Annotated in this window: 9 protein-coding genes; 5 read left to right on the top strand and 4 right to left on the bottom strand. The window is 55.5% G+C overall.

Going from position 1 to position 12151, the window contains the following annotated elements:
• Position 1: 1 nt before the first annotated feature.
• On the bottom strand, positions 2-1336 hold the full coding sequence (locus B036_RS0119190) for a Gfo/Idh/MocA family protein (protein ID WP_020570352.1): 1335 nt from the start codon (positions 1334-1336) through the stop codon (positions 2-4).
• Between the two features lie 219 nt (positions 1337-1555).
• Here B036_RS0119190 and B036_RS0119185 point away from each other — a divergent pair, with 219 nt between their 5' ends.
• The 4 genes from B036_RS0119185 (at position 1556) to B036_RS0119170 (ending at position 6379) form a co-directional block, all read left to right on the top strand.
• Positions 1556-2689, top strand: a complete 1134-nt coding sequence (locus B036_RS0119185) for a glycoside hydrolase family 130 protein (RefSeq protein ID WP_020570351.1) — start codon at positions 1556-1558, stop codon at positions 2687-2689.
• Positions 2690-2927: 238 nt separating this feature from the next.
• A complete protein-coding gene (locus B036_RS0119180; protein ID WP_020570350.1) occupies positions 2928-4994 on the top strand; it encodes a formylglycine-generating enzyme family protein in 2067 nt (688 codons plus the stop codon).
• Between the two features lie 261 nt (positions 4995-5255).
• Entirely contained in the window at positions 5256-5798 is a 543-nt protein-coding gene (locus B036_RS0119175; protein ID WP_020570349.1) for an RNA polymerase sigma factor, read from the top strand.
• On the top strand, positions 5798-6379 hold the full coding sequence (locus tag B036_RS0119170) for a hypothetical protein (protein WP_020570348.1): 582 nt from the start codon (positions 5798-5800) through the stop codon (positions 6377-6379). Before B036_RS0119175 ends, B036_RS0119170 begins: the two co-directional genes overlap by 1 nt.
• Positions 6380-6490: 111 nt before the next feature.
• Here the strand turns inward: B036_RS0119170 and B036_RS0119165 are convergent, their stop codons facing one another.
• The gene (locus tag B036_RS0119165) at positions 6491-8290 is read right to left on the bottom strand and encodes an acyl-CoA dehydrogenase family protein (protein ID WP_020570347.1); all 1800 of its coding nucleotides are present in this window, start codon (positions 8288-8290) and stop codon (positions 6491-6493) included.
• 429 nt (positions 8291-8719) lie between these two features.
• Here B036_RS0119165 and B036_RS0119160 point away from each other — a divergent pair, with 429 nt between their 5' ends.
• A complete protein-coding gene (locus tag B036_RS0119160; protein WP_020570346.1) occupies positions 8720-9415 on the top strand; it encodes an outer membrane beta-barrel protein in 696 nt (231 codons plus the stop codon).
• Positions 9416-9575: 160 nt separating this feature from the next.
• Here the strand turns inward: B036_RS0119160 and B036_RS30135 are convergent, their stop codons facing one another.
• Together B036_RS30135 and B036_RS0119150 are read right to left on the bottom strand one after the other, a co-directional pair.
• Positions 9576-10478, bottom strand: coding sequence for an FAD:protein FMN transferase (locus B036_RS30135; RefSeq protein WP_020570345.1), 903 nt, complete (start codon positions 10476-10478; stop codon positions 9576-9578).
• A gap of 77 nt (positions 10479-10555) precedes the next feature.
• Positions 10556-11872: a Gfo/Idh/MocA family protein gene (locus tag B036_RS0119150; RefSeq protein WP_020570344.1), complete on the bottom strand. Its 1317-nt coding sequence runs from the start codon at positions 11870-11872 to the stop codon at positions 10556-10558.
• Positions 11873-12151: the final 279 nt, after the last annotated feature.

The raw sequence follows: 12151 nt of genomic DNA, 5'->3' as shown, positions 1-12151 counted from the left end.
TTCAGGGCCTCCCCCATCCCGCCCGATAATCATTCATCAACAGCCCGGTCGCCTCCGGGTCATCCCTGACAATTTTAGCCTCCGGGTCATAAGATAAAGGTCTCCCCAAAGAACACGACAAATTAGCTAAAATGCACGAAGCGGTGGAAATATGTCCGTCCTCCAGGCTCGCTGCCGGTTCAGCCTTTCCATTGATGCTCCCGACCCAGTTGCGGAGGTGTGCCCGCGTTGCGGGCGCTACGTGTAGTTCGATGCCTTTCTCGGTCACATCTTCCGGGTATTGCTCCCGTTCGTAGGTGACCTCTCTGCGCACGGGGTCGCCGTTTGCCGGCCGCCACTCATACTTTTTCGTATCGGCAATCAGGCTGCCGTTTTCGCCGAAAAGCGTAAAGGACCATGGCCATTCGGGATCCGGAGCCTGCCCCCAGCTGCGGTGGGTCCAGTGGCAATTCAACTTCCGTTCCGGGTGTTCAAATACCGCCGTTTGTGTATCAGTGGTGGTTGCATCCGCAGCTGTCTGAACGAAAACTCCACCCTGGCTGCTCACTTTTGCCGGCCAGCCAAGGTCAAGCAGCCAGCGTACGGCGTCGTAGTAATGAACGCACATATCACCAACAATCCCATTGCCGTATTCCTGGAAGGCCCGCCAGCGGCGGTGCGGGATTCCCTTGAAAGGCAGCATCGGGGCGGGGCCGGTCCACCGGTTATAGTCAAAATGCGCTGGAACGGGGATGGCCTCCCGTACCGACTGGTCCCGCATATGATAGTAACAATTCATCTCGACGTGGTGCACCTCACCGATCAATCCGCTATCGATGTACCGTTTCTTCATCTCTACCAGGTGCGGAGTGCTTCGCCTTTGCAGGGCTACCTGAACCACCTGCCCGGGGTGCTTCCTGGCGGTGGCCAGAATGGCTTCCCCTTCCAGAATGTCTTTGCTGATGGGCTTTTGCAGGTAGAGATGGCAGCCCGCCTTCAGGCAGTCAATCGCCTGCAGCGCATGCCAGTGGTCGGGGCTTTCAATCAGGACGAGTTCGGGCTTTTCCTTTGCCAGCAAAACCTGGTGGTCAACGTAAGTATTTGGTCGCTGATTGGGGTGACGGAGGCGGAGGAGAGCCGAAACTTCGTCGAGCTGCTTGCGGTCGGGATCACACAGCCCGACTACTTCCACGTCGGCGACCTGAAGCAGGCGAAGGAGATCCATCCGGCCATACCAGCCATTCCCGATCAGGGCAACTTTCGGGCGTGCGCTCATTTGGGCGGCGGCGCGCGGGTGCAGGCAGGAGGGACTAAGCAGCAGGGTGGGGGCAGTAGCAAGGAATTGACGACGATCCATAGTTTGCAATATAAATTGAGGAGAAAGATAGTGACCAGTATTCTTTAGCCTACCTTGGGTGCCTCTGAAGCATCCGTCGCACGGTCTGCTCCTTGCTCTTGTTCAGTCTTCCTTTGCACCTGCGACCGCGCCCTTATTGGTCTATTGGGGCTAAAGTACCAACAGACCAATAGCACCAAAGAACCATTCCGCCTCACGTTTTCAATAAACTACCAACGCATGACCTTTAGCCAAGCCTTGTGGACAAGTGTCCTGATTATATTAGTGGCCGGTTGCCAGAACGGAAGCGATTCCGGAAAACAGGAAATGGCCACCTCTTCTCCTGCCTTCCTGACCGGTTTCGAAAAGCCGGCCAACAACCCGATTCTTACCGCGGATGTTTCCTATACCTTCCTGGATCCATTGGCCGATAGTATAGTCAATTGGCAAAAAGCAGATGTCTTCAACCCCGGAGCCATTGTTCAGGGAGACAGCGTCTACCTCTTCTTCCGGGCTGAGGACAACCCAAAGGCCCACCTGGGGGGCCGGACCAGCAGAGTCGGTCTGGCAGCAAGTGGGGATGGGCTGAATTTCATCCGCCGGGCAAAACCCGTCCTGTTTCCGGCCGATGACAACAACCGGGAGTTCGAAGAAGGTGGTGGAATCGAAGATCCCCGGGTCATCCATACCCCCGATGGTGGGTACCTCATGCTCTACACTGGTTGGAATACTAAAGTGGCCCGACTTTGCAGCGCTACCTCAACGGACATGGTCAACTGGACAAAACATGGCCCCGTATTCCAGGATGCCTACCGAGGAAAATTTCATGACGTTTGGTCCAAGTCGGGCTCCGTCGTCGGAGAGCTGCAAGACGACGGCCGCATTGTCGCCACCAAGCTCAACGGTAAATACTGGATGTACTGGGGAGATGCCGTCGTTGGCCTCGCTCATAGCGAAAACCTGGTAGACTGGACGCCGGTATTGAACGACAACGGTACACTCTTCGATCCCATCCCGCCCCGTCGAGGCTTCTTCGACAGCAGCCTGAGTGAACCAGGGCCTCCGGCCCTGCTAACCCCGGAAGGCATCCTACTCATCTACAACGGCCGTAACTCCCCGGAGGATTCTCTGCGGTCTATGGACATGGGGCCAGGCGCCTACTGTGGCGGCCAGGCGCTTTTCAGCCGCGAAGACCCTTCCGTGCTACTTGCACGAACTGACACGCCGTTCATCTGTCCATCCCTCCCCCATGAGATGACCGGCCAGTACGCTTCGGGAACTACCTTTCTCGAAGGCCTGGTCCGGTTCCAAAACAAATGGTTCCTTTATTACGGTACGGCTGATTCTATGGTGGGAGTGGCGGTTAGTGAATAATGGAAGGAGGGAATGAATGACCGCCGCAGGCAGCAGCGAAGTTAATAGCTACCGCCGTTTCCACTCTCTGCACTGCGCCGGCTCGCCTAAGTGAGCGCCCAAAGGGTGGCTGCGGCTGCTATTCTCTCCTTCCCACCTTCTCTGATTCATCATTTTTTGATTCTCGACGGTGCAAAAAAAAAGAATACCCCCAAGTGAACCGTAGCCACCCTACGGTTTATACCCCGCAAAACTCTTCATGCGCCACCTGTTCCTGGTCCTGATCGGCCTGATACTTTCGGTCAATCCGGCCGCTGCCAACCCTGACCCTCAACCAACGGTGTACCCAGCCCCTTTTGTCGACGTGATGCACGCCCGGCACGACGGTGACTTTTACGACCAGCAGGCGCAGGAATGGCAAGCGTTGGCTTTGGGCAACTGTACGGAAGAAGATGCCTGGTTTCATTATTACAAAACGGCGCGTTACAGCAACCGCTTCGGCAGTGGAGACTACGACCTGACGGCAATTCTGGCCCAGGCACAGCCCACGCTGGACCCGGAGGGTTTTGTGTGGAACTACCTCAATTTTGTCGCGGATCAGGACCTCGTCACCCGCTGGCCGAAACTCCTCCGGGCACATGCGGCCGATCCCGATCGCCACGAGGCCTACACCTCCCTAATTGCTCATTACACCATTGAAAATAACTTGGCGCTAAAAGATGAAACGCTCCGTAAACTCCACGTTGCCGAACCTATCCCTAACGGAGTAATGGAGTACAACTATAACCAGTTGATGTCCGTAGCCCCAAATGGCATCCTGATCACCCACGGTGATTCTGACACCTACCCGACCTGGCTCCTACAGTCCACTTATAAAGTTCGCCCCGACATACTGGTCATCAGCCTGCCGTTATTAATGAACTTCAGCGAATACCAGAAGCACATCAAAGCAGCATTGAGAATCGACAAACTATTTGCTCAGGCTCCTTACGATGCCGCCGGCTTGCTGGAACAACTCACGACCCAGCAGCGACCAATTTTCTTTGCCGCCACCGGTCAGCAACATCTGCCCGAGCTACCGGCCGACCGGCTGTACCTGACCGGCTTAGCATTTCAATACAGCACTGGTGAAGTGGATAATATCGGGTTATTGGCCAAAAACTATGTCGAGAACTGGCGGTTGGAATCGCTAAGTTTGCCCCTGACGGATAGTCCGGCACAAGCCGTGGCTGATCAGCTCAATCAGAATTACCTGCCGGCCCTGCTGGAACTCAACAACTTCAATCAAGCGCATCCCGACCAGCACATTCCTGGCGTATTTCCATTGCTCGAAAAACTGGCGCAGCGCGCCGGGATAAGTGAAACGGTATCGTCCTACCTGAGCAGCAGCAGTACACCGCCCCAACTTGCCAGCAACAATCCGGGGCTTCGGGCCAAAGACATTTATAAAGGCACCGCGTACATCCCTGACGGAACGCTGTACCTCCGAAACGGAGAAGCCTTGACTCAGGTCAGCGATCCCATCACCGTCCGCGGCTTCTTCCTTCAGGAAGCCGAAGTGAGTAATGCCGACTACCAGCTGTTCCTCGAAGACTTGTTGCGTCAGCGTAAATTCGACATGCTGGACTCCGTAGCCGTTTCTCCACTTAAGGAAGCGGATATTGAGAATACCTTTCCCGCCGAATCTAACTTCCAGGCCGTTGCCGTCCACCTGACGGGCAGTAACCCGGCCTTCGCAAATTACCCCCTCATCAACGTTAGCCGCAGAGCGGCTGAATTATACGCCATCTGGCTTGCCCAGGTTTACAATCAGGACCCTAAGCGTATCGACGGTAAGAACGTCCGCTTCAGGCTTCCTCAGGAAGCTGAATTTGCCTTCGCCGCCCAGGGCGGAAGGACCAATCACCCCTACCCATGGGGCGGCCCCTACTATCGGAACGCAAAGGGATGCCTGCTGGGGAACTTTAATACGCTGGCACCGGAGTCCCGGGAAAATTTTAAAGCATGGCAGGATAATATTAAAGCGAGTACAAAGTTGACCGCCAAAGAAAAGGCAGACATCCTTGAGCGAAAAGATACGGACGAAGGCTGCGACTGGGAGAATGATGGCGGGTACCTGACGGTTGCCACCAGAAGCTATTTCCCGAACGACTACGGCTTATATAATATGAGTGGTAACGCGGCCGAGATGCTGGCCGAAGAAGGCAAAACCATGGGGGGCAGCTGGATGGATCCGGCATACCTCATGCAGATCGGCGTTGTGAAGGAACGGACCTTGCCACACCCTTCTACGGGTTTTCGTTTAATTATGGAATACTTAGATTAGACTATTGACGTGAATCAAGCGCTAAAGTGAGTTTTTTACTTTACAACTAGCTTGGGATTCAGCTAATAATTGAGTGAGAGAATTATTCAGCATTCGATTGCTGGCGCGACTGTTTCATCAGATAGGTACTTATTTTACCACTTGATTCGCGTTATTGGTCTGTTGGCGCTATTGGGTGGGGGAGCTCGCTCGCGCTCGTGAACAGACCAACACCCAATAGACCAATAGCACCGACATGCCAACAGACCAAATCACCCCCTTTTGACCGACCGTCACCTCCTAATACAATCCGCCGCTGGCGACCAGCGTGCCTTCCAGGCCCTGTACCTTCGGTATGGGAAGCGGCTGTTTGCCTACTTCCTGCCGCGAGTAGGTGCCAACCGGGAACAAGCTGAAGACCTGAAGCAACAAGTCTTTCTGCAGTTGCTGGAGAGCAAGGCCTTTCGGGAGGCTGGGCAGGGGCCTGAGGACTTGTCTTCGCTCCTGTTCACCATCGCGGCCAACCTGCTCAAAAACACTTATCGCAGCGAGGAGCGGAGGCAGCGAAGAGAGCTTGCCTATCGGGAGATACGTTCTGCTGACGGACCTTCAGCAGCGCCCAGGGTCGAAGCACGCCGGGTAGCCCTGGCGATGGAACGATTGCCGGACCACCAGCGCACCTGTGTGGAATTACGCTTTTGCAAAGGGCTGTCCAACGAAGACATTGCGACAGCCCTCGGCTGTGCTCCGGGCACCGTAAAAAGCCGGCTGCATTACGGCTTAAAAAAGCTGGCCGAAATTTTAAAAGCCTCAACGATCGACTGATGGATTACCTCGACTATTTAGCGGACTTCCCTTACGACGACCTCCCCGAGGCCATTCGCACCACTGTTTCCAGGGAGGATTATTCTGAACGGCGACAAATGGTTTTGGCCATGCGTGAACCGGAAGAGACGGCTTTGCCTCCGGCGTTAGCGGCAGCATTTATGGCAGCTACTCCAACAAGTGATTTGGCGCGGACGCAGGTGCAAAAAGAAGGCAGAAGGCGCAAAGTAAGGTGGTTGCCGTGGCTCGCTGCCGCGGGCTGGCTGTTGTTTCTGGGAGTGAGCAGCCTCCTGTTGCTTCAGGAACCAGCCATCCAGCTCGTTGAAAAAACCATTATTGCACCCGCGCCCGCGCCCAAGATCATACATACCACCGACACCCTGTACCAAACCGTTACGGCGTATAAATACCGGACCAAAACCGTCCACGACACGCTGTACGAGAAGATGCCTTTCGAGCAACTGGTCTACGTCAGGGATACCATCTACCTACCACGAGAAAGCCAGGCTTTATTGGCTAAGGGCAGCAGTAACCTGCTGGGGAAGGAGCGGATGCTTTCGTTTTTGATTGGGGCGGAATGATGCCAGGTCGGAGATGCCGCTGATCGGGTTGCAATAAAAAGCCCCTCCATCAGCAGATGAAGGGGCTTTATTTTTAAAAGTCCAGCCCAGTCTGAAGACTGGGGAACAGTATTACAGCGCATACTCATTGGCCGCAATGCAGTGATCGGCCACCACACGGCGGAAGGCCTTCACGTTCTGCGGCGGGTAGCTGGTGAAGCGGCGAATGCCATTCACGAAGGTCGTAAGCAGTTCGCCTTCGGCGAAGCCGGCGACGGCATCAATACCATTCTTAGCGATGCGGGCGTTGGCGTCATGGACATAGACCTTGAGTACAGCATCGAGCACCTCCTGTGGCTGGGTGGCCTTGCCGGTCATCCGCAGTTTTTGCAGGCGGAGCAGGGTTGATTCGGCGTTTAGCAGGTCAGCCAGCATATCGGCTACGTTCATGATGATCTCCTGCTCTTCTTTCAGGTTGAGCTTTCCGTCCATCTGAGCTTTAGCGGCCGCACCGACTACCATCAGGATAGCCTTCTTAAATTCGCCGACGGCCTTGATTTCTGCGCCATAAACCCCTTCAGGGACGCTATTGTCTACCGGCGTAGCCAGTTCCTTCTGGACGTTCCAGGCGGGGCCGACGATGTCGAGCGCACCCTTCATCGCCCGGCGCAACAGCATATCGACGCTGAGCAGGCGGTTGATTTCGTTGGTGCCTTCGTAGATGCGGTTGATGCGGGCATCGCGGTACATCCGCGGGGCCATGGTTTCTTCACTGTACCCCATACCTCCGTGAATCTGGAGGACTTCGTCGACCGTGTAATCCAGCAGCTCGGAGCCGATGAACTTAAGCAGGGCACATTCGATAGCGTATTCCTCAGCGCTGAGGCGCTTGGCTTCGGCGTAGGTTTTACCGTCGGCCTTCAGGGCCGTATTCATATCCTGAATTTGCTGACTGACGCGGTAGAGCGAGCTCTCCCCCGTAAATATCTGGATGGCACTTTCGGCGATCTTGTATTTGATGGCACCGAAATTGGCGATGGCCTGGCCAAATTGAATGCGTTCGTTGGCGTAGTTGATACCGATGGTCAGGGCCCGGCGGCTACCGCCAATGCTGAGCGCGTGTAGCTTAAAACGACCAACGTTAAGAACGTTGAAGGCGATCAGGTGGCCCTTACCGACTTCTCCCAGATAGTTTTCGGCGGGGATACGGACATTCTCAAAAAATACCTGGCGGGTGGAACTGCCCTTGATGCCGAGTTTGTCTTCCTCCGCTCCGAGCGTGAGACCTTTCAGGTTACGGGGAACGATGAAGCCGGTGAATTTGTCTCCGTGGGCCTGAGCGAAGACGATGAATACGTCGGCGAAGCCGGCGTTAGAGATCCACATCTTCTGGCCATTGAGTACCCATTCGTCGCCGTCAGGCATGGCCGTCGTCTTCGCTCCGATAGCGTCGGAGCCAGAGCCTGGCTCGGTAAGACAGTAGGCTGCCTTTAGCTCACCAGTAATCAGGCGGGGCAACCAGTCTTCCTTCTGCTTTTCAGTACCGTAGTAAAGGATCGGCAACATACCGATGCCGGTATGCGCGGCAAAAGAAACGGTAAAGGAACCGGAGCTACCACCCAGCACGTCACAGATCAGGGTGTTTGTATTGGTATCCATTTCCATACCACCGAACGCTTCAGGCATATGGGTGCCGAGCAAACCCAGCTCCGCCATCTGGTCAAGCAGTTTAACGGCGATCATGTCTTCCTGCTTCTCAATCTTATCGAGATTAGGAACGATGTTCTGATCGATGAAGTCCTGCACCATCTGCTTCACCATCTGCTGATCTTCATCGAAGTCTTCGGGGGTAAAGGTGGCCGATGGGTCGGTATTGGCAATGAGAAACTCACCGCCTTTAAGTACTTTTTGTTCTTCCAGAATTGCAGACATGGTCGTGGGATTTGAGCTGTTGTAGCGAAAATTCGCTGCGAAGTTAGGGGTTAAGTTTCAGCTGGTCAAGGGTTGAGGGAGAATAATTAGCGAAAATTCGCTGGAAGTCGTTTTCTCGCCATTCTCTGGTAAATATATTTGGGCTTAGTTGTTCTATGGGTTGGGGCATAAATTTTACGGCTGGAACTGTCATCACCGGGGAATACCCCGTAGATAGCAGGGGATATTTACCCGATTTGTTCGGTATTTGTCGAAAAATCCTTCCTGCAGGCGGAACTTTCACGCCGTTAAAAAGATTAACATTTTTTTTACGCCACCTCACTACTGTTTTTCCTTTTTTTAGTGTCTTAGTCACATTGGGGGGCCACTCAGCTTATAACTTATGCGGGCTCCTATATTATCTCTTATATCACCTTAAAACCTATTATCATGCGTTATTTCACTTTTGCCCTCGTTGGTGTTCTCTCCCTTTTCCTCTCCACCTTAACGGCTCAAACTACGGTTGGCTTCAGCGTTCTAACCGGAAGCTCTTCCTTATCCTCTCCGCATGATGTGTTACCGGACCATCTAGGCACCCATACCACAGTGTCTGGCACCACCTTTGGCCTCGTTTTGGAGCGGGACCTCACCTACAATGTCAGCCTTCGGACTGGTATTCAGCAAACCCAACGAGGAACAACCCTGCAGCAAGGAACGGTTGACAAGGTGCTTGGCGCCTCCGTTCCGCTTGACTACGAGGCGCAGATCCGAATGAACTACGTCGAGGTCCCCCTTGCGCTCAAACTTGGTACACGCATCGTTCAGGACCAGGTGGAAGTTTACGGCTGGGGTGGTGTCACCGCCGGTTATGCCATGACCGGCAGTATTCGCTCCCGCTCCGCGACCAGCCTGAACTTCATGTTAATGACTTCAAAGCTGGACATGGCGAGCTATGCTTTCCCCCGCTTCCATTTGGGCTACAGTGGTGGCGTGGGAATGGGCATTAATTTAGGCGAAACGCTGCAGTTCCGCCTGGAGGCAGACTACAACCAGAGCGTTGAAAAGAAGGCTATGCTTACCCCGGAAAGCGGCAAGCATGGCTACCGATCGCTACATTTTGGTGCAGGGATGGTGTTTCGGCTTTAGGCATACTCTAGAGATTCTACCATCCTTTTTTTCTGGCGCGGACGCAGGTGCAGTGGGAGGTAAAAGGCAGGGTTTGGAGACTGGGTATTACTCCTTTGATAGCCCTTAACGAATCCGAGGGGATGAATCCCTTCACTGCAAGAGACGGACCTCCGGCCCTCTAGCGTGCCATCATCATTACATTATATTCCGGGTAGTACGACAACATTGATGGGTCTTCAGCCACACATAAGGCTGAAGCCAATCCATCCGCGACCATAGCCACCGCCCCGGCAACGGTCACCTGCCTTTCGTTCGTTGTACCCAAGCCGGTCCGCGGGTCGATGAGATGGCTGTAGCGTACGCCTTCATAATCCAGGAATTTATAGGTATCGCCCGAAGTTACGATGGCGATGTTGCGCCGTTTGACGGGAAGGCCTGTCGTTCCTTCAACCTGGACGGTCCACCCCGCTTCGCCGACCGGTGCCTCCCCTAGCAGCAAGTCCCCTCCCCCATCCACCAGGAAGGCGGAGAATCCTGCCTCTCGTAGCAGGGCACCGACCACATCCAGCGCATACCCCTTGGCTACGCCGCCCAGGTCGAGTTGCATATCCGGCCGCCGGAGGCGGACCTTCTGTCTTCGTTTGCTAATTTTTAAATCCTTCCATTGCACCCGCGCCCGCGCCGCCAAAATGTCTTCCCGGTCCGGAAACTGCTGCTGGCGAAACGCCCGGCGCCACAGTTTGGTGAGCGGACCTACCGTAGGGTCAAAAGCGCCGCTACTCTGTTTGGCAAGTTGCCGACTGAAGCGCAAGACCTCATACAAACCGGTCGAGACCGACTGCCACTTGGTGCTGCCACTAAGCTGGTTCAATTCACTGTCGGCACGATAGTCGGACATGCTTTGCTCCAGGGCATCGATGCGCTTGAAGGCCTGCCTGACCGCCGCCGCCAGACCATGGGTATCGACCGCCGAGATGGTGATGCGGAAGTCGGTGCCCATGGCGGGGTGGGTGTACACGTGGCGTGGCTGAGCAGCAAGGAAACCGGGGAGGAATAAGAGGAATAGAATCAGACTGTTCATTGGTTGCTGTGCCAGGGTGCTCAAAGAGCGCTGCGCCAGGACGCTCAAAGGTCGCTGCGCGACGCTTCGAGGTCCGGCTACCACACCTCAGTCTCCCCGGGCACCGGCACCGGATAAAACCCGTCAGCCATCGGCATCACTTTAGGATCAGCCTTGAAATCGTACTTCGCGGGAGAAAGGTCGAGGTTTGAAGCCAGCGCATCGTCCCAGTTCACGTCCTGCCCGCTGTAGGTAGCCATGCGGCCAAGGATGGCAGTCATGGTACTCTTGGCTCCGTTATCGGCATCGGCAAATTTGTACTCCCCTTTGGCGATGGCGGCGAAGAGCACATCGTGTTCCGTTTGGTAGGGATTGGGATCCTTACGGGCATTATGGTCGAGCAGGGCATAGCCGCTCTTCGTCATCAGTTTTCCGGGGGCTGGCGCGGAGCCATTGGTGCCCTGAAAGATCTCCGTCACTTTGCGGGAGGTTCCTTTCCAGTGCTTACACTGGCTGATCATCCGGCTGCCGTCAGCGTAGGTGTATTCTACGGCGTGGTGATCGAAGATCTCCCCGTGTTCTTTACCGTTACGCATGTGCCTGCCGCCGAAGCCGGCGGCTTTGACCGGGTAAGCCTGCTTCACCCAGTTGCCTACGTCGAGGTTGTGGATGTGCTGTTCGTTAATGTGGTCACCGCAGAGCCAGTTGAAGTAGTACCAGTTGCGCATCTGGTATTCCATTTCCGTTTGCCCGGCTTCGCGCGGCCGTACCCAAACGCCGCCGCTGTTCCAGTACACGTAGCTGGTGGTGATGTCTCCGATGGCACCGTTTTGCATCATCTCGACCCACCCGTCAGTGTACAGTTTTTCGTAATGACGCTGCAGGCCGACCACGACGTTGAGTTGCTTTTCTTTCGCTGCCTTGGCCGCTTTCAGCACGCGGCGCACGCCGGGGGCATCAACCGCCAGCGGTTTTTCCATGAAGACGTGCTTGCCGGCATTGACCGCCGCCTCGAAGTGGATGGGGCGGAAGCCGGGAGGTGTGGCGATGACCACCACGTCACAAAGCTCCAGCACTTTCTTGTAGCCGTCGAAGCCGACGAATTTATGGTCTTCGGACACGCTGAGACGGCCGGCGTCCAGGTCATTGTCGGCCAGCTGCCCGGCGATGTTTTTGTGGCTGGCGTCGAGGCGATCGCGGAAGGCATCGCACATGGCGACGAGGCGAACGTTCTGTTCGGTGCTCAGGGCCTGGGTAGCGGCTCCGGTTCCGCGTCCGCCGCAGCCAATTAGGCCGATGCGGATGACGTCATCGACGGAGCTGTGGGCTTTAGCGGCCAGCTGGGTGGAGAAGGCGAGGCCACCGGCGAGTGCGGTGGTTTTTTTCAGGAAGTTACGACGAGAAGTGTGTGGCATGATGGGTGGTATGTTAGGTAAGCCAGGCTTTGCCTGGTGGGTGATGGGCCCGGGCTGCGCCTGGGCTAAATGAATCCTGTGCTGTGTCTGGGTTACACTCCCTGGACTACGCCGAGGGATGAGCCCTGGACTACGCCTCGGGGTACACTCCCTGGACTACGCCTGGGGGATGAGCCCTGGACTACGCCTGAGGGTACACTCCCTGGACTACGCCTGGGGGATGAGCCCTGGACTACGCCTCGGGGTACACTCCCTAGACTACGCCTGGGGGATGAGCCC

Origin of the sequence: Neolewinella persica DSM 23188, assembly GCF_000373105.1 — a bacterium.
Lineage (GTDB): Bacteria > Bacteroidota > Bacteroidia > Chitinophagales > Saprospiraceae > Neolewinella > Neolewinella persica.
Note: the sequence above shows the minus strand (reverse complement) of the source record. Positions and strands in the feature narration are given on the sequence as shown.

What these genes read in the sequence shown, in the direction of transcription:
- B036_RS0119190 (WP_020570352.1), bottom strand. Translation starts at nt 1,336, where the DNA reads ATGGATCGTCGTCAATTCCTTGCTACTGCCCCCACCCTGCTGCTTAGT.
- B036_RS0119185 (WP_020570351.1), top strand. Translation starts at nt 1,556, where the DNA reads ATGACCTTTAGCCAAGCCTTGTGGACAAGTGTCCTGATTATATTAGTG.
- B036_RS0119180 (WP_020570350.1), top strand. Translation starts at nt 2,928, where the DNA reads ATGCGCCACCTGTTCCTGGTCCTGATCGGCCTGATACTTTCGGTCAAT.
- B036_RS0119170 (WP_020570348.1), top strand. Translation starts at nt 5,798, where the DNA reads ATGGATTACCTCGACTATTTAGCGGACTTCCCTTACGACGACCTCCCC.
- B036_RS0119165 (WP_020570347.1), bottom strand. Translation starts at nt 8,290, where the DNA reads ATGTCTGCAATTCTGGAAGAACAAAAAGTACTTAAAGGCGGTGAGTTT.
- B036_RS0119160 (WP_020570346.1), top strand. Translation starts at nt 8,720, where the DNA reads ATGCGTTATTTCACTTTTGCCCTCGTTGGTGTTCTCTCCCTTTTCCTC.
- B036_RS30135 (WP_020570345.1), bottom strand. Translation starts at nt 10,478, where the DNA reads ATGAACAGTCTGATTCTATTCCTCTTATTCCTCCCCGGTTTCCTTGCT.
- B036_RS0119150 (WP_020570344.1), bottom strand. Translation starts at nt 11,872, where the DNA reads ATGCCACACACTTCTCGTCGTAACTTCCTGAAAAAAACCACCGCACTC.